Below are 16,950 nucleotides of genomic sequence, written 5' to 3' on the forward strand. Positions count from 1 at the left end.
TTCGGTCAGGAAGCGACAAAGGATTGCCGGGCAGGCAAAGCGTTCGGCATCAAGCGACAAAGCTCCTTGTCCTGTGCATGACCTCCCGATGGGATCACGGGAGCCGTCAATGCGGCTCCACCCCACACAAGGAGCACTCATGCGCATACCTCGCCCCCGGCTCCGCGCCGTGGCCGCCGCGGCAGGGGCCACCGCCCTCGCCTCCGCGGCCCTGGTCGCCACTCCTGTGAGCGGGGCCGCCTCGGCCGCCCCCGTCGCCGGCCGGCAGGTCAAGCCCGTTCCGGCCGTGGCCGGACACCAGTTGGTCCGCGCCGTCGGCAGCCCGCTGTCCACGGAGCAGTGCCAGGCGAAGTGGAAGATCGCCTGCTACGGACCGCTGCAGTACCGCCAGGCGTACCACCTGGACCCGCTCTACAAGGCCGGCATCACCGGCAAGGGCCGGACCATCGTGATCGTGGACTCGTTCGGCTCACCGACGATCCAGCACGACCTCGACGTGTACAGCAAGCAGTTCGGCATACCCAGCAGCAAGGTCCAGGTGGTCAAGTGGGGCAACGTCCCGGCCTGGGACCCGAAGAACGCCGACATGACCGGCTGGGCCGGCGAGTCCACGCTCGACGTCGAAATGGCCCACGCCATGGCGCCGGACGCCAAGATCGTGCTGGTGGAGACGGCGGTGGCGGAGACCGAGGGCGTCACCGGCTTCCCCGAGATGATGTCGGCCGAGAAGTCCCTGATCGACCGGGGCATCGGCGACGTCATCACCCAGAGCTTCGGCGCGACCGAGAACACCTTCCCGGGCTTCGACAAGGGTGACTTCTCCAGCCTGAAGGACCTGCGGTACGCCTTCAAGGCCGCAGCGGCGCACGGGGTCACCGTGCTGGCTTCCTCCGGCGACGGCGGCGCCACGGACAGCACGGCGGACGGCAGCGGCTACTACCACGAGCGCGTCAACTCCTGGCCCTCCTCCGACCCGCTGGTCACCTCGATCGGCGGCACCCAGCTGCACCTCGACGACAAGGGCAACCGCCTCAGCCCCGAGAGCGTCTACAACGACAACGGAGCGGGCGGCGGCGGCCAGTCGCACGTCTTCGAGCGGCCCGCGTTCCAAAACGGCGTCCGCGGCGTCGTCGGCAATCGGCGCGGCACCCCCGACATCTCGATGGCCGCCGCCGTCAACGGCGGGGCGTGGGTGTACTCCAGCTACGACCCGACCGCGGTCGGCTGGGACGTGTCCGGCGGCACCAGCGAGGCCGCGCCGCTGTTCTCCGGCATCGTCGCCCTCGCCGACCAGGCGGCCGGCCGCCGGATCGGAAACCTCAACGAAGCCCTGTACTCCCTCTACAAGGACGAGCGCTACAAGCCGTCGAGCGGCCTCGTCGACGTCAACGACGGCACGAACAACAGCTATGCGGGCGTGACCGGCTACACCGCGGTCAACGGCTACGACATGGCGACCGGTCTCGGCACCATCGACGCCGCACGCTTCGTGCCGGCCCTGGCGCGGGAGAGCCGACACTACTGACCACCGGACGGCTCACCGCCGTCGCGCACGGCGCCGCCCGGTCCTCCGGGTGGCGCCGTGCGCGTGTCCGGCGCGGACGTGCCGCCTCCCTGGGTTCAGACGGTGCCGGCCGGCCCGTTCGCAGAGCCCTCGCGGGCGGCCTTGGCGAGGCCCGAGTTCCGGTAGGAATAGCCGAAGTAGATGACCAGCCCGATCAGGAACCAGACCACGAACCGGATCCACGTCTGCACCTGGAGATAGGTGATGAGCCAGATGGAGGCGACCACACCGATGGCGGGCGTGACGGGCATGAAGGGTGCGCGGAACTGCCGCGGCAGGTCGGGACGGCGGTACCGGAGCACGATGACGGCAGTGCACACGACCGCGAAAGCGAGCAGGATGCCGATGTTGGTCAGCTCCGCGGCCGCGCCGATCGGCACGAAGCCCGCGATGGCGGCCGATGCTGCGCCTACGATCCAGGTGACGCGGGTCGGGACGTGCCGGGTCGGGTGCGTCTTGGCGAACCAGTGGGGCAGCAGTCCGTCGCGGCTCATGGAGAACCACACGCGCGTGACACCGAGCATGAACGTGAACATCACCGTGAGGATGCCGATGATCGCCCCGACGGCGATCACATCGGCGAACGCGCCGAGCCCCACGGACTTGAAGGCGCTGGAGAACCCGCTCTCCGGGTCGATCTCCGTGTAGTGCTGCATACCTGTCAGGACCAGGCACGCGAGGACGTACAGCACCATGGCGATGGCGAGCGAGTAGATGATCGCCCTGGGCATGTGGCGCTGCGCGTCCTTGGACTCCTCCGCCGCCGTGCTCATCGCGTCGTATCCGAAGACGGCGAAGAAGACGGTGGCCGCCCCGGTGAAGGCGCCTCCCACTCCGAACGGGAAGAAGGGGGTGTAGTTGTCGGTGTTGATGTGGAAGAAGCCGACGATGATGACGAGCAGGACGACCAGCACCTTGAGCACGACGACGACCGTCTCGAAGCGCGCGGCGTTCTTCATGCCGAGGTTGAGCAGGTAGGCGGTGAACAGACAGAGCGCGGCGGCGATGAGGTCGAAGCGGTGGCCCTCCCCCGTCCCCGGTGCGCCGAGCATCCAGGTCGGCAGGCCCGCGCCGGTGTCCGTGAGGAGGAAGTTGAAGTAGCCGGAGATGCCGATGGCGACGACGGCGACGATGGCCGTGTATTCCAGCAGCAGGTCCCAGCCGATGAACCAGCCCGCCAGCTCACCGAGAACCGCGTACCCGTAGGTGTAGGCGGAGCCTGCCTTCGGGATCAGGCCGGCGAACTCCGCGTACGAGAAGGCGGCCGCGGCGCTGGCCACGCCGGCGATGAGGAAGGAGACCAGTACGGCCGGCCCCGCGATGCCGTTGGCGACCGTGCCGGCGAGCGTGAAGATGCCTGCGCCGATGATGCCGCCGACGCCGATCGCGGTGAGCTGCCACAGGCCGAGGGTCCGCGTGAGCTGCTCGCTGGGGGCGCCCTCGGTCTCGTCGATGTGCTCGATCGGCTTGCGGCGCAGTACGCCCTCTCCCATCCGCGGCCTCGACATGTCCGGTCCTTTCCGCAGGTGCTGACGGGATTTCATGATGACGCAGTCGCCGGAACGGCGGAGTGAGGCGCTCCGCACGTCGTCGCGGGGCGGTGGGAGCGGCCGGGGCGGTCGTTCATTGCGGTAGCGGCGCCGGCATCTCGCGCAGTCTGCGCACGGGCGAGCACATGATCGGCAGCCAGGCGAGAGCAAGACCGACGGCCCCGGCCCACAGGGCGGCGCGGGTGGAGACCAGTTCGCCGAGCACGCCGGCCAGGGCGGCTCCGACGGCCAGGGAGCCGGTCAGGACCATGCGCAGGGTGGCGTTCATCCGGCCGAGCAGCCGGTCGGGGGTGAGGCTTTGGCGCAGACTGACCTTGAGCACGTTGTCGACGCCCACCTTGAACGTGGTGAGCAGCCAGCCGACGGCGGCCACCCAGAGGGCCGGCCCCCGGTCGACCAGCGCGATCGTCACCCCTGCGGGGGCGATGGCCAGCCCGAGGAAGCCGAGGACGCGCCCGGGGCCGAGCCGTCCGCACAGCGGGCGGGCCGCGAGCGAGCCGAGCAGTATCCCCACTCCGCCCGTGGCGAGGAACAAGCCGACGGCGAAGCCGGGAAGAGCCAGCTCCCGGACCAGCACGAGGGGAAGTACGGTCTGGCACACCTGGATCGACACGTTGGTGCAGGCGCCCGCGGCCGCAACCGCCCGCAGCAGCGGATGGCCGAAGACGAACCGTACGCCTTCGCGCACGTCCGCGAGCAGACGGCCGCGCTCGGCGGCCCCGGGCGCCGGCTCCGGCCGGCGTATCCGCGCCAGGCACAGCGCCGAGCCGAGGTAGCTGACCGCATCGAGCAGGATCGCCGCCGGTGCCGACAACAGGGCGATGAGGAATCCGGCCGCGCTCCGGCCGCCGATCTGAGCCACGGCGTCGATCGTCACCAGCAGCGAGTTGGCGCGGGTGAGCCCGTCACGGCCGGCCAGTTCCGGCAAGTGGCTCTGCGCGGCGACGTCGTAGAAGACGGTGGCCGTGCCCGCCAGCAGGACCACGGCATACAGCTGCCCGATCGTCAGGGCGCCGAAGGCCCAGGTGACCGGAACGGAAAGCAGCAGGGCGGCCCGGAACAGATCGGCCGCGATCATCACCGGGCGCCGCCTCATCCGGTCCACCCAGGCACCGCAGGGAAGTCCGACGAGCAGGAACGCCAGTGTGCCGAGCATCGCCAGCAGGCCGACCTCGCCCGCGCTGCTCCGCAGTGCCACGATGGCAACCAGAGGAATCGCCAGGGCGCTGATCGAACTGCCCAGCTTGCTCACCGCCGTGGCGGCGAGCAGATGCCGGTAGCCGGCGTGGTGCAGCGGGTGGCGTGTGGGCGCGCTACGGGGCTCGCCGAAGTGGGTCGTGGTCATGGGGGTGAGCTTGGCCAGCGCACCCCGCATCCCGGAATGGATTTAGGGTGGACTGAATCCATGGGGGCATCGGATGTACGGGAAGGGCGGCGGGCGGCGTGCTGGAGCTGCGGTTCACGGCCCGGGACCTCGCCCGGACCCGGTTCGCGCTGTCCCCGCTGTGGGAGGTCGTGGCCAGTGTCCGGATCCTGCGGGATCCCGGCAGGCACGCGGTCTTCCGGCCGTGGTCCGAGCCGACGGGACGACGGCTCGCGGCGGAGCGGCTGGACTGGTCGCTGCTGGCCGACCTCGTTCCTGACCCGCCGCGCGGCATCCCGCTCTTCGTCGCTCCCCCGCCCACGACTCCGCTGGCCGATCTCGGGACGGAGCTGGCGGTGCTCCGTGCCACGCCCGCCGAACAGGTCCGCGCGGGCCTCGACGGCAGGCTCGCGCCGCGTTCCGCACGCCTGGACGCACTGCGCGAGGACCCGGAACGAGGGCTGGGACGACTCGCCGAACTGATCGGGGCCTACTGGGAGATCGCGCTCGCCCCGTACTGGCCGCGGATGCGCTCGCTGCTCGAAGGCGACGTACTGCGCCGGGCACGTCTGCTCGCCGAAGGGGGCGCGGACCGACTGCTCGGTGATCTGGACCCCGCGGTCGGCTGGGACGAGGACACGCTGCGCGTCGGGCACCACTACGCCCGGGGAACACGACGCCTCCACGGACGCGGACTGCTGCTCGTACCGTCGGTCTTCGCCTGGCCGCACGTTTTCACGATCACCACGCCCGGATGGCAGCCGACGCTGCGCTACCCGCCTCTCGGAGTGGCCACGCTCTGGGAGCGGCGGACGACGGTCACCGAGCCGCTGGCCGCGGTCATCGGCCGCACCAGGGCCAGGCTCCTGGCCGAACTCGACACTCCCGCCTCCACCATCGAGCTGGCCCGCCGCACCGCCATGACCCCGGGTGGCGTCTCCCAGCACCTGACCGCGCTGCGCTCCGCCGGGCTGGTCGACGGCCACCGGGCCGGCCGCTACGTGCTCTACACACGCACCGGGGCCGCTGAGGCGCTCCTGGCCGCAGCGGCTGGCCGCTAGCGGCGTCTGACGCGCAGGGGCGGGGAAGGTAAGGGCAGGGGGTGGTTCGCATGGCGTTGACGGGTGGAGTGGCGACCGGCGTGGCGTGGTGCCTGGTGTTGCTCGCCGGGGCGCTGCGGCTCGGCGGCGGAAGGAGCAGGCCGCGCGGCAAGGCGCTGTCGCCGGTCGAGGTGGGGCTGTTGCGCGGGGGCGCGCGCGGGGCGGCGCAGACCGCACTGGTCGAGCTGTACCTCGTCGGCGCGGTGGAGGCGGGGTTCCGGCAGACGGTGCGGGGCGTCGCGGACCGGCTGCCGCCGCACGGCAGCTCCGCGGTGGCCCGCGCGCAGTACGGCGCGCTCTACCGGGCCGTGCACCCCCGTCGGCTGCGGGATTACGAGCGGGTGGAGGAAGCCATCCGTCACACCACCCGGGCGCTGGAGTGTGCGGGACTGCTGGTGTCCGCGAAGCGGCGGTGGGCCGCACGGGCCGTGCTGCTCCCTGTGTTCGCCGCGGCGCCCGTGCAAGCCGCCGCGGGCGGACGGGCGGCCGGGTGGCTGTGGCTCGCCCTCCTCGCCGACGTCGCCGCGGCGGCGTTGTGGGCGCGGCCCCGGCGCACCCCGCGCGGCGCGACGCTGCTCGCCCGACTGCGCCTGGACCACGCCGGAACTCGCCGGGCCACGGAGCAGGACGATCCGGGCGCGCTGCTGCTGAGCGTCGCCCTGTTCGGCGCCCCGGCGCTGCGCGCCCAGCTCCCCCGGTTCACCGGGGAGAGCGGGCTGCTGACCCGCCCTCCGAGGGAACCGATGGAGCGGGGCGGGGGCGGCGGCCGGCCCGAGACGTCAGGCGGGTGCGGCGGGTGCGGGGGCTGACGAGCGCCTCCTCCGTCCCGGCAGCAAGAAGCCCCCGACCGGCCCGAGGACGGGCCGGGCACCGGTGGCCCCGGCGCAGTGCAGCGCCGGGGCCACCGGTGAACGAAGCAGGTCAGCGCTCCGTCGTACCGTTGCTGCCGTACGAACGGCGCACCGCGTCGGCGGCCTTGTCGGTCTGGGCGTCGTACTTGTCACCCGTACGCTCATCGATCAGCCGCTCGACGCTCTCGACACCCTTGTCGGCCTGGTCCGGGTGCCCCTTCGCCAGCTCCTTGGCCTTGTTCGCCATGTCTCCCAGCTTGCTCATGAGTACCTCCGCGGTAGTCCGTGCGTCGTACGCAGCCGCGGATACCCTGCCGGCCCGCTCCTACGCCCGGGTGCGACGAGCACGTCCGGGGCCCGGCATCCCGTGGCACGGGGCGGACGGTGCGTTCTCCGGTGGACCGGACCCGGCCGACCGGCCGCGCTCACGGCGCCGAGTGGACCTCCAGGGCGGTTCGCACCGCGGATTCCAGGGCTCCCTCGATCCACGCGGGCTTGATGGAGGTGTGGCATCCCCCGAAGTGCAGGTTGCCCTCGGGCCTGCGGACGTGCGGGAAGAGCTCGGTGTGCTGGCCCGGGAGCAGCACGGACGCTTCCCCGTAGGCGTAGGCGTCGCGCATCCAGGACTGGGTCCGCCCGACGCCGGTGTAGAACACCTCGATCCGCTGCCCGTACACGTCCTGAACGCCGGCGAGGGCGCGCGGGTAGCGCTCGGCGTCGTCGAACGAGTCCCACTTCAAGGCGTCGTCGGACCAACTGTAGGACGCGAGGAGCACACCGCCCTTGCTGCCTTCGACGGGGTAGGACGGCTGGAACATGAAGCGGTTGGGGTTGTCCGTGGCCGAGCCGCCGCCGATGACGCCGACCGCCTCGGGCTGATCACGGGTGACGAGCCGACAGGCGGCGTAATGGGAGCGCTGGGCGGCGGAGATGTGTCCCTTGGGGACGGAGGAGTGGGCGCCCAGCAGGGTGCCGTCCACCGGTGTCTGCCCCAGCTGGTACTTGCGGTACAAGCCGGGCCGTACGGCTTCCAGTTCGCGCTTCCAGTCGGCTTCGTCGAACTCCCACCAGCGGCGGCTGAACTCCAGCAGGACCTTGGTCGCGGCGTCGTAGTGCAGTTCGGTGACCGCGCGGCGCTTGCCGTAGGAGAGCGCGGGGGTGACGGGGATGTGGCGCAGACCCGAGAAGGGGACGGTGATGATCGCGGCTTCGGCGGTGAACGTCTCCCGTTGCACCGGGCTGCCGCCGCGGCCCTCGGAGACGGTGTCGATGGTGACCTTGCCCTCGCCGTGCGTGATGCGGGTGGCCCGGCGGTCGAGCCGCACCAGGTCCTTGACGCGGGCGTAGAGCGCGTCGGCGAGGGTGGCCGTGCCGCCGGGCAGCTCGAAGAACGCGGTGTCGGGGCTGATCAGCGAGGCACCGATGAAGCTGTGCACGAAAGCGAGGTGCAGGCGCGAGGTGAGGTTCTCGACGGTTCCGATCAGGTCGATCGTCCGCTCGTCCAGCTCCGCCTCCTCCGTCAGGTACCGGTACATCGACATGTGGCCGTAGCGCTGGATGACGCGGGCCCAACCTTCGACGAGCGCCCTGTCCTCCTTACCCTCGATCTCCTTGCGGACGGGCGCGAAGGCATTGCGTACGATCTGCGCGGCGGGGACCGACTCGTAGGCCACCGGAACCCCGAAGGAGCGGTTGACGGCCTGCGGGCTGCGCGCGTAGTCGGCCCGGCGCACGCGGATCCCGTTGACGAAGATCCACGTGCGGTACGCCGGGCGACCGGCTCCGTCGACGTCCACGAGGTGGAACCGCCTGCGCTTGAGGCCGAGGCCGTCGATCAGTCCGGTGACCAGGGGGTGGCTGTCGGGGATGCGCATGGCGCCGGCTTCTGCGTACTGCTTCGGATCCGCGAAGGGCGCCGGGGACTTCTCGTGGCCGCCGGTGCGGAAGGTTTTGATCCGCCCGCCCACCCGGTTGCCGTTGGCCTCGATGACGGTGACCTGGTGACCGGCCTGGTGCAGCAGGTGGGCGGCGGTGAGGCCGGCGGGGCCGGCACCGATGACCAGGACCTTCCTGCCGGTGCGACGTGATCGGGGCAGGCCGTTCTTGAGCAGGATGTCCGCGTAGCGCGGTACCAGCGGCTGATCGTCGTCGTCCCGCACGAGGATGGCCCTGGCGATGGCGAGGCACGTCTCCCAGTCGGTCTCGGGGGCGCTCGCCGGAGCCCGCGTGGGCGCGGCGGACGCCGTGGCGCGGGACGCCGTGGCGCCGGACAGCGCGGCGACTCCCGTGGCGGCGGCCGCTCCGCTGATGACGGTACGGCGGGACGGCCGGCGTGCGGGCGCTGGTGCGGGTGCGGAGCCGTCGGAGCCGTCGGAGCCGTCGGCGGAGGGAGATGTCTGAATGATCATGAGCGAACTCTGGCGGCAGCGCGCTCCCGGATTGCCGAAAAGGGGCCGAATCCACCCGGATGTGCGGCACGTGCTCGGATGCTGACGAACCGTCCACACGGCTGCCACCGTCGGGTGCGGCATCCGGCAGACCGTCACCGTCCCCACCGCAGTGGCCGGGACGGTGACGTCCCCTCCTTCAAGGGGGCACGGCGTGCTCATCCCCGAGCTCGGTCACTGGCCGACCGTGCAGCACGCGCATGCCCCGTGCTCGCCGTCGAACCTCGGCCGTTCGGGGGAACTCGCCGCGTTCTCGGAGGGCGGCCGGACCCCGGATGACCACGTCGAGATGCCCGGGGCCGCCCGGCTGGTCAACGAACCGTCGGCGCTCTGACCGCAGCAGGTGTCCGGACCGGATGAGGCGCCCGCCCGCCATCTCCCCGCCGCGCACGGCATGGCCATCGGCGGCGACCTCTACGACGACGTCCAGGGCCACCCTCTCGAAGCCGCCACGCTCATGGGACAGATCCGCACCGCCGCCCATGCCGACCCCACCGCCGGACGACCCGGCCGGCGTGGTGGGGGTCTGTCGCGACGGCTGCCGTGGGCTCAGTCCCCTTCGGCGGTACGGGCGCGGGCGCCCGAGCGGGTGCGGGCCTGCGTCTGGGCCCGCTGCGGGTGACGTCGCAGGTACTCCTGTTCCAGCTCGTTCATCCGCTTCGTGTGGGTGGCCAGCGCATCGTCGGACCCGTGCAGCAAGGTCTCGTGGCGCGTGCGGTGGATGGCCTCCAGCTCCTTGAGCAGCACGCTTTCCTCAAGGTCACGGGCCGACGGGCCGCCCTGGTGATCCGTCATCGCAGGTGCGCCTCCTTCTGCTCGCTCAGTCGGGGGTGGGCGCGGGGCCGCCCCAGGCGGCCCACGGACCGCTCCCTCCATCATGCTGCCGCTCGGGGACGGCTGCTCGTCCCGACATGAGGTGTCCGCGCGAGGGCTACTCCTTGGCCGGGTCGGCGTCCGGTCGCTTGACGATCCGATCTCCGACCGCGATCGACTTCCAGAGCCGGCGGCCGATCCGGACCTTGACGGATTCACCGTCGGTGAGACGGATCTCGACGAAGTGGTACATGTTCGAGCCGTCGAGCATGCCCCGGGACTTGTCGGTGACGACACCTTCGTAGGAATCGTCGCGTCCGAATTCGCGTGGTTTCGACATGATGTGAAGTCTAGGGAGCGCGACGACCCCTCCCATAGGGCGGCGCATCACCTCTTCACCAGTACAAATGTCATGCGGCAGCGGGGGCGAACGTACCTCAGTGAACGGCGTGTGCCTCGCCGTTCACCCGGTGCTTGAGCAGCCTGGTCAGCCAGACGCCGGTCAGGATGAGGACGACCCCGAGCCACCACAGGTGTCCGTCGAAGACGAGCACGGCGATCCCCACCGGTACGAGCATCCCGGCCAGCGGGAGCAGCAGGTCCGCCAGCGGGGGAACCGGCCGGTCCCCGCGGGCCCGCGCACGGGCGACCTCGGGGTACCAGACCGTGAAGCGCAGGGCCGCGACGATGGCCAGGATCTGGATGATCCACCCGGTCCAGAGGTTGTTCGGGTTGTGCAGGACCAGGTCTCCGTAACCTCCGGCGACGGCCGCCACCAGGAATGCCGCCCCCCAGGCCGCGGTGATCAGGTAGTTCGTCCGCAGAAACACGGGCGTCTTCCAGTAGGCCGGGGGGACCTGCTCACGGGCGTACTGGAGGGTGAACGGCATCCGGACCGCCATCGAGCCGAAGGCGATGGCTACCAGCGCGAGGTTCGAGATCTCTCCCGCATACGTCTCCAGCCAACGGTGAGTGCCCGGGCTCGCGACCGCGCCGACGACCGCCATGATCGCGAAGAACACGAGGTCGGAAACCTCCAGGATCTTCACCGATCCCCCGGCTGCGACCAGACGACCGCCGATCACGAGAGCCAGCGAGATGAGGAGGGCCGCCCCGACCGCCCACTCGAAACGTCCCGGCCCCACGAGGACCGAGAAGGCGATCCAGGGGGACATCCCGACTAACGGGCTCCCGAGGAAACCGGAGAGCGACCTGCCGGAACGAGCACCGTCCGTCGCCGCCATGGGCCAGCCCTTTCTGCCGCCACCGCCCCGCAGTCCCATCCAACGTACCCCGCGGGACGGAAGGCGGCAGGTGACCGGCGGCGACGGGGCTCGGGGGGACGGCGCGCCGTACGAGGTGGGGCAGGGCGCCCCCGTGCCAGACGCCCGACCGGGAAGGCCCCGGTCGGGCGTCTATGTGACTGCCGGCCCCGTGGAGGGGGCCAGATCCTCATCCCTGGTCGGGATTGTTTCCCTGGTTCTGACCGGGGTTCTGGTCCTGGCCGGGGTTCTGGTCCTGGCCGGGCACCTTGTTCTGGTCCGTCTTGTTGCCCTGCTCCTGGTTCGGGTTCTGCTCCTGGCCGGGGACCTTGTGCTCATCGGTCTTGTTGCCCGGCTCCTGATTCGGGTTCTGCTCCTTGCCCGGCACCTTGTGCTCGTCCGTCTTGTTACCCGGCTCCTGATTCGGGTTCTGCTCCTTGCCCGGCACCTTGTGCTCGTCCGTCTTGTTACCCGGCTCCTGATTCGGGTTCTGCTCCTTGCCCGGCACCTTGTGCTGGTCCGTCTTGTTGCCCGGCTCCTGATTCGGGTTCTGCTCCTTGCCCGGCACCTTGTGCTCGTCGGTCTTGTTGCCCGGCTCCTGATTCGGGTTCTGCTCCTTACCGGGCACCTTGTGCTCGTCGGTCTTGTTGCCCGGCTCCTGATTCGGGTTCTGCTCCTTACCGGGCACCTTGTGCTCGTCGGTCTTGTTGCCCGGCTCCTGATTCGGGTTCTGCTCCTTACCGGGCACCTTGTGCTGGTCCGTCTTGTTACCCGGCTCCTGATTCGGGTTCTGCTCCTTACCGGGCACCTTGTGCTCGTCCGTCTTGTTACCCGGCTCCTGATTCGGGTTCTGCTCCTTACCCGGCACCTTGTGCTCGTCCGTCTTGTTACCCGGCTCCTGATTCGGGTTCTGCTCCTTACCCGGCACCTTGTGCTCGTCCGTCTTGTTACCCGGCTCCTGATTCGGGTTCTGCTCCTTACCCGGCACCTTGTGCTCGTCCGTCTTGTTGCCCGGCACCTTGTGCTCGTCCGGCACCTTGTTCTGGTGCGTTTCAGGGGGCTTCACCACCGGCTGCTGGGGGGCCACGGGAAGGACCGGGTACGGCGACTCGGGCTTTTGGCCGCTAGGGGCGGGAATCTGGTGGTCGTGGCCGCCCTTCGCGTCGCCGCTCGGGCGCTGGTACCACTCCTTGTGGTTCTGATCGAACATCGTCACGGCCTTCACCGGCTTCTCGGCGGGCTTGACCGCAACGAGAGCGGTGGAGCGGAAGGACGACCACTGTTTGCCGCTGTAGGCCTGCTTGCCCTTGACCGCGACGGGTGGAGCCAGGGGGTTTCCGCAGGCGCAGCGGACGCGCGGTACTCCGTGGTTGTCCACCAGTACGGGCGTGCCGGCTTGCAGGACCGCCTGGTAACTGGTGGCCGCGCCGTTCCTGTACCCGTGATTGGTGACCCTGGTGTCCCAGCTCAGCCGAACGGGCGTCAGTGACCGCAGGTAGGAAGGGACGCCGGACTCCTGGATGTTCAGCGGTTCGGCGAAGGCCTTGCGCTTGTCCGTGTGCTGCCCAAGGAACTGGATCTGCTTTTCGACGTTGCAGCTCGCGACGTTCCGCGTACCGCCGTACAGCCCCGGCTGCGCGCCGTCGACCTGAAGGGTGCGTGTACCGCTCGCCCCCGTCTGGGAGGTGTTGGCCATGGCGGGCGTGACTTCGGTCGTCTCGGACGCCGTAGCCGTCGAGGGAGTGAACGGATCGATACCGGCCGCCGAGGTGGCTGTGAGGAAGACCTCGCCGCCGCTTGCCGTGTTCCCGCCCATGACGGTGAAGGCGAGGACCACCGCCGTAGCGATGCCCACTGCCGCGCCGGCACCCAGGACGGTTCTGCGCGACCGCCACCCGTGAGCCGGTCCCTTTCGGTGCCGGTCCGGCTCGCCCGGCTCACCGCTGCCGGTCGGCGGGGCGGGAGGCCCCGGCGGTGGCGGTGGTCCCGCTGGTGGCGGCAGACCGGGCGGAGACGGCTGCTCATCCGTCGGCCGAGCGGACAACGGACCGGACGGCGGCCCGGTGGGGCGCTCGGACGAAGGCGGTAGGGAAGTCACGACACTCTCCCCTCGTCGTGGGACACCGGGGAAACGATGGTCATCCGCATTGCGTGCTCCTCTGGCCAGTATGGCTCCACATCCCGAGGACGTGAATCATGGAAATTCCACTCCCGCGAAAAAAGGAGGGAAGACGCAGCCGAACGGCCCGTCCCTCCACCTGACGCGTGTGGGTGGGTCACGCGCTGCGGCGGCCCACGCTCCGAGTAGGCCCCTGGCCTCGGTGCGCGTCATGGCGCGAGTTTTCGTGACTTGACAGGGGCTGGGACGCGGAGCCGCCTGAGCACCGGCCGGAGGCACCGGCACCGGAGGGGACGGGGAAGCCCCCACCTCCTCGGCGGCGTTCTGGTCGGGGCCTGCCTTCCGCTCCGACGACGGGGCGTCCGCGTACGTCTCGTGGGGCATCGCACCGGCCGGTACGGGACGGGGCGACCCCCCGCTCAGGCTCCGGCTCCGGCTCCGGCTCCGGCACGGTCGGTACGGCCATCCCTGTGGGCCCGCAGCGGAAGGGCCTGGGGCCCGTCCGTGACGCTTACGCCGCGTTTACCCGGGCTCTTCGACGGCGTCAAGTCCCGAGTCCTCGGAACATGACCCTGCCGGGACGGGCGGGCCTACTTGAAGCACGGACCTCGCCGGGAAAGCGAAAGGGACAGAACGGCAAGACGGAATTCGTCTCCGAAAACGTTCCCTTTCTCCGAATCGGCGCTTGAAGACGGTCCATTGGTTCAACCCCCATATCGGCACATTCATCGGTAGGAGAAACTCATGACCAGCAACGCTCACCTCACTGACGACGTCCGTCCCAACCGTCGGGGCTTCCGCCTCGCGATGATCGTGGTCTCGGGCGCCCTGCTGTCCGGTGCCGCCATCCTGCCGGCCTCCGCGGCAACGGTGTCCGCCATGCCCGCCGGCCCGGTGGCGAGCGTCGTCCAGGGCCACGACTGGCATCACGACCACGACGACGACCACCACGACAACCACCACAGGCACCACCATCACCATCACCACCACCACAACCACCACCACGGCCACCACCACCACAACCACTGACGAACACGACAGGTGAAGGCCCGGGCCGCCCCTCGCACAGCGGCCCGGCATGGCCGGAGCGCGGTCGGCCGCCTCTGAGCGACCGCCTTGGTGCGGCAACGGCTTCGTGGAAAGACGTCGGAAAGGAATCCACACCGCAGGGAACCGCGGGCCGGGCTCTCGGAGGGAGCCCGGCCCGCAGGCGCGTCGGCAGTTCACGTCACCGGCCGTGCCGACGCGCGCGACCGTCGTCACCGCGCTGCGTTGGTGCTCGTCGCCCCGCCGGATGATGCTTGTCAGTGGAGCCCCGTGCAGGTTCCCGTGGTCCGGCGGACAGGTAACGAACGAGGGCGAGATGAGCGACGATGGAGCGACTTCCCACCTCTCCTGGTGAGCACCCGGAGAAGACGGACGCCTCCCCCGAGCCGGCTTACTCGGCCACGGCCGGCATCAACGACCAGGGCACCGTCACCGAGTGGAGTGAGGGTGCCCGTCGTCTGCTCGGTTACGCCCCCTCAGAGGTAGTGGGCCTGCCCGCCGCCCGTCTGCTCGCCGACGGCGCCGCCGATACGGTGTGGCCGCTGCCGCCCGGGCAGGAACGGTGGAGCGGCACCGTGGCGCTGCGGCACCGCAACGGCCTACGGCTGGAACGGGGACTGCTCGCGCACCGCGTCGCGTCCACCGGCGGGTCCACCGAATGGTCCGTGGTGTGTGCCGTGACGGCCGGGCCCCGGCCGCCCTTGGACGATGCGTTGAACGAATGGGCGTTCACCCAGTCCCCCTGCATCCTGGCGATCTTCGATGCGGAGCTGCGGCTGGTACGGGCGAACGTCGGCATGGAGCGCACGCTCTCCCTCATGGAGGCCGAGATGCGCGGGTTGCGCCTGCCGGAGATCGCGCCCGATCCGGTGAGCCACGAAACCGAGCGCAGTATGCGGCTGACGCTGGATACGGGTGAACCGCAGTACGTGAACGCCTTCGTCCGATCGGCGGGAGCGGGTGCGCAGGAGCGCGGCTGGGCCACCTCTCTGGCCCCCTTGCGGGGTCCGGACGGCCGCGTCGTCGCCGTGTACCTGGCCGCGCACGACCGGACCGCCGGCGGGGCCGAGGCCGGGGCGGACCGTCAGGAAATGCTCGTGCCCGACCACACGGACCCCGTCATCGGTACCACCCCCGACAGTGCCCGGACCGCGCAGGAACTGGCCGACATCGCCGTCCCCCGGCTCGCGGACTTCGCGGTCGTCGACCTGCTGGAGCCACCGCCGCGCGGGGACGATCCGACTTCCCGCCCGGCGGCAGGGCCCGTCGCCGCACGCCGGGCCGCCGCGCGTTCGATCCTCGCCGGAATGACGGAAGCCCAGGTCGGGGTGGGCGAGACGACCGTCTACCCGCCGCTGTCACCGCCCGTGGAGTGTCTGGCCGCGGGACGGGGCGCCGTCTACGGGAGTGCCGACCCGGGCATCGCCCGATGGATCGCGCAGGACGCGGGAGCCGCCCGGATCAGCGGAGACGGCACCCATTCGATGATGGTCCTGCCGTTGCGCGCCGACGGCATGACCTTCGGCTTGGCCTTCTTCAGCCGTCACCAGCACCGGGAACCGTTCCAGGCGGAGGACCTGTGGCTGGCCGAGGAGCTGACGACCAGAGCGGCCGTCGGCATCCACAACGCACGCAGGTTCACCCGGGAGCACACCACCACCATGACGCTGCAGCGCAGCCTACTCCCGCACACGATGCCGACGCAGGCCGCACTCGAGATCGCCTCGCGCTACCTGCCCGCCAGTACCGGGGCCGGCGTGGGCGGCGACTGGTTCGACGTGATCCCGCTGTCCGGCGCGCGGGTGGCCCTGGTCGTCGGCGATGTCGTCGGCCACGGCATCCGTGCCACCGCCACGATGGGCCGGCTGCGCACCGCGGTACGGACCCTGGCCGACGTCGACCTGCCGCCCGACGAGCTGCTCACCTACCTCGACGACCTCATCATCCACCTCTCCGCCGACGAGGCCGGCCAGGACGCCTCCGCGGAGGCCGCCGGGGGCATCGGTACGACCTGCCTGTACGTGGTCTACGACCCTGTCACCCGGCGTTGCACCGTCGCCCGGGCCGGTCATCCCCCGCCCGTCGTGGTCTCCCCCGAGGGCTCCGTCTACCTCCTCGACGTGCCCGCCGGCCCGCCGCTGGGCCTGGGCGGCCTGCCCTTCGAGGCCGCCGAGGTCGAGCTGCCCGAAGGCAGCATCCTCACCCTGTACACCGACGGTCTGCTGCGGGCCCGCGACCATGACATCGACGACGCCCTGGACGCCATGTTCGAGGCCCTCATCCGGCCCGCCTCCACGCTGGAGACGGTCTGCGACCGCGTCCTGACGGCCATGCTGACCCACCCTCCGGAGGACGACGTCGCCCTGCTCGTCTCCCGCACCCGGGCCCTCCATGCCGACCAGGTCGTCGTCTGGGACCTGGACTCCGACCCCTCCGTCGTCGCCCAGGCCCGTCGGTACACCACCGACCAGTTGGCGGCCTGGGGGCTGGAGGAGGCCGGCTTCGTCACCGAACTCGTGGTCAGTGAACTCGTCACCAATGCCATCCGTTACGGCGCGGCGCCGATCCAGCTGCGGCTGATCCACGAGAGCGAGAACAGCACTCTGATCTGCGAAGTCTCCGACGCGAGCAGTACTGCCCCCCATATGCGGCGGGCCCGGATCTTCGACGAGGGAGGGCGGGGCCTGCTGCTGGTCGCGCAGCTCGCCCAGCGCTGGGGCACCCGGCACGCCCCCGTCGGGAAGACCATCTGGGCCGAGCAGTCCCTCGTCGGGTTGTGAGGACACCCGCACTCGGGGTTCCCTGTGACGCGCCTGTGACAGTCGGCGGACACG

Annotated in this window: 14 protein-coding genes; 6 read left to right on the forward strand and 8 right to left on the reverse strand. The window is 70.6% G+C overall.

The features are described from left to right. Window positions 1–139 precede the first annotated feature (139 nt). Window positions 140–1,525: a S53 family peptidase gene (locus OHA81_RS02480; RefSeq protein ID WP_329192279.1), complete on the forward strand. Its 1,386-nt coding sequence runs from the start codon at window positions 140–142 to the stop codon at window positions 1,523–1,525. Between the two features lie 95 nt (window positions 1,526–1,620). Here OHA81_RS02480 and OHA81_RS02485 read toward each other — a convergent pair whose 3' ends face one another. Together OHA81_RS02485 and OHA81_RS02490 are read right to left on the reverse strand one after the other, a co-directional pair. Continuing rightward, complete coding sequence (locus OHA81_RS02485; protein WP_329192280.1) at window positions 1,621–3,072, reverse strand: amino acid permease; 1,452 nt, start codon at window positions 3,070–3,072, stop codon at window positions 1,621–1,623. A 115-nt stretch (window positions 3,073–3,187) separates the two neighbouring features. After that, a complete protein-coding gene (locus OHA81_RS02490; RefSeq protein ID WP_329192283.1) occupies window positions 3,188–4,459 on the reverse strand; it encodes an MFS transporter in 1,272 nt (423 codons plus the stop codon). Between the two features lie 98 nt (window positions 4,460–4,557). Here OHA81_RS02490 and OHA81_RS02495 point away from each other — a divergent pair, with 98 nt between their 5' ends. Both OHA81_RS02495 and OHA81_RS02500 read left to right on the forward strand, forming a co-directional pair. Next, window positions 4,558–5,538: an ArsR/SmtB family transcription factor gene (locus tag OHA81_RS02495; RefSeq protein ID WP_329192285.1), complete on the forward strand. Its 981-nt coding sequence runs from the start codon at window positions 4,558–4,560 to the stop codon at window positions 5,536–5,538. A 50-nt stretch (window positions 5,539–5,588) separates the two neighbouring features. Then, window positions 5,589–6,386 (forward strand): TIGR04222 domain-containing membrane protein, encoded by a 798-nt coding sequence (locus OHA81_RS02500; protein WP_329192287.1) that lies wholly within the window; start codon window positions 5,589–5,591, stop codon window positions 6,384–6,386. A gap of 112 nt (window positions 6,387–6,498) precedes the next feature. Here OHA81_RS02500 and OHA81_RS02505 read toward each other — a convergent pair whose 3' ends face one another. Then, on the reverse strand, window positions 6,499–6,693 hold the full coding sequence (locus OHA81_RS02505; RefSeq protein ID WP_329192288.1) for an antitoxin: 195 nt from the start codon (window positions 6,691–6,693) through the stop codon (window positions 6,499–6,501). A 160-nt stretch (window positions 6,694–6,853) separates the two neighbouring features. After that, window positions 6,854–8,836: a flavin monoamine oxidase family protein gene (locus OHA81_RS02510; RefSeq protein WP_329192291.1), complete on the reverse strand. Its 1,983-nt coding sequence runs from the start codon at window positions 8,834–8,836 to the stop codon at window positions 6,854–6,856. Window positions 8,837–9,029: 193 nt separating this feature from the next. Here OHA81_RS02510 and OHA81_RS02515 point away from each other — a divergent pair, with 193 nt between their 5' ends. Continuing rightward, window positions 9,030–9,209, forward strand: a complete 180-nt coding sequence (locus tag OHA81_RS02515) for a hypothetical protein (protein ID WP_329192294.1) — start codon at window positions 9,030–9,032, stop codon at window positions 9,207–9,209. 215 nt (window positions 9,210–9,424) lie between these two features. On the opposite strand, the gene OHA81_RS02520 is transcribed toward OHA81_RS02515, so the two are convergent. The 4 genes from OHA81_RS02520 to OHA81_RS02535 all read right to left on the reverse strand — a co-directional run bounded on the left by OHA81_RS02520 (window position 9,425) and on the right by OHA81_RS02535 (window position 12,805). Further along, entirely contained in the window at window positions 9,425–9,670 is a 246-nt protein-coding gene (locus OHA81_RS02520; protein ID WP_329192296.1) for a DUF6158 family protein, read from the reverse strand. Between the two features lie 136 nt (window positions 9,671–9,806). Continuing rightward, on the reverse strand, window positions 9,807–10,028 hold the full coding sequence (locus OHA81_RS02525) for a DUF7489 domain-containing protein (RefSeq protein ID WP_329192298.1): 222 nt from the start codon (window positions 10,026–10,028) through the stop codon (window positions 9,807–9,809). A 97-nt stretch (window positions 10,029–10,125) separates the two neighbouring features. Next, window positions 10,126–10,863: a hypothetical protein gene (locus tag OHA81_RS02530; protein ID WP_329192300.1), complete on the reverse strand. Its 738-nt coding sequence runs from the start codon at window positions 10,861–10,863 to the stop codon at window positions 10,126–10,128. Window positions 10,864–11,140: 277 nt separating this feature from the next. Next, window positions 11,141–12,805 carry a DUF6777 domain-containing protein gene (locus tag OHA81_RS02535; RefSeq protein ID WP_329192302.1) on the reverse strand — a complete coding sequence of 555 codons (1,665 nt, stop codon included), beginning with the start codon at window positions 12,803–12,805 and terminating at the stop codon, window positions 11,141–11,143. A gap of 1,008 nt (window positions 12,806–13,813) precedes the next feature. Between OHA81_RS02535 and OHA81_RS02540 the strand changes: the two genes are divergently transcribed. Continuing rightward, window positions 13,814–14,098 (forward strand): hypothetical protein, encoded by a 285-nt coding sequence (locus OHA81_RS02540; RefSeq protein WP_329192304.1) that lies wholly within the window; start codon window positions 13,814–13,816, stop codon window positions 14,096–14,098. 344 nt (window positions 14,099–14,442) lie between these two features. Beyond that, window positions 14,443–16,896: a SpoIIE family protein phosphatase gene (locus OHA81_RS02545; RefSeq protein WP_329192306.1), complete on the forward strand. Its 2,454-nt coding sequence runs from the start codon at window positions 14,443–14,445 to the stop codon at window positions 16,894–16,896. Window positions 16,897–16,950 lie beyond the last annotated feature (54 nt).

The sequence above is a fragment of the Streptomyces sp. NBC_00667 genome (assembly GCF_036226825.1).
Taxonomy (GTDB): domain Bacteria; phylum Actinomycetota; class Actinomycetes; order Streptomycetales; family Streptomycetaceae; genus Streptomyces.

What these genes read in the sequence shown, in the direction of transcription:
- OHA81_RS02490 (WP_329192283.1), bottom strand. Translation starts at nt 4,459, where the DNA reads ATGACCACGACCCACTTCGGCGAGCCCCGTAGCGCGCCCACACGCCAC.
- OHA81_RS02530 (WP_329192300.1), bottom strand. Translation starts at nt 10,863, where the DNA reads ATGTCCCCCTGGATCGCCTTCTCGGTCCTCGTGGGGCCGGGACGTTTC.
- OHA81_RS02520 (WP_329192296.1), bottom strand. Translation starts at nt 9,670, where the DNA reads ATGACGGATCACCAGGGCGGCCCGTCGGCCCGTGACCTTGAGGAAAGC.
- OHA81_RS02505 (WP_329192288.1), bottom strand. Translation starts at nt 6,693, where the DNA reads ATGAGCAAGCTGGGAGACATGGCGAACAAGGCCAAGGAGCTGGCGAAG.
- OHA81_RS02540 (WP_329192304.1), top strand. Translation starts at nt 13,814, where the DNA reads ATGACCAGCAACGCTCACCTCACTGACGACGTCCGTCCCAACCGTCGG.
- OHA81_RS02545 (WP_329192306.1), top strand. Translation starts at nt 14,443, where the DNA reads ATGGAGCGACTTCCCACCTCTCCTGGTGAGCACCCGGAGAAGACGGAC.
- OHA81_RS02525 (WP_329192298.1), bottom strand. Translation starts at nt 10,028, where the DNA reads ATGTCGAAACCACGCGAATTCGGACGCGACGATTCCTACGAAGGTGTC.
- OHA81_RS02480 (WP_329192279.1), top strand. Translation starts at nt 140, where the DNA reads ATGCGCATACCTCGCCCCCGGCTCCGCGCCGTGGCCGCCGCGGCAGGG.
- OHA81_RS02510 (WP_329192291.1), bottom strand. Translation starts at nt 8,836, where the DNA reads ATGATCATTCAGACATCTCCCTCCGCCGACGGCTCCGACGGCTCCGAC.
- OHA81_RS02485 (WP_329192280.1), bottom strand. Translation starts at nt 3,072, where the DNA reads ATGTCGAGGCCGCGGATGGGAGAGGGCGTACTGCGCCGCAAGCCGATC.
- OHA81_RS02500 (WP_329192287.1), top strand. Translation starts at nt 5,589, where the DNA reads ATGGCGTTGACGGGTGGAGTGGCGACCGGCGTGGCGTGGTGCCTGGTG.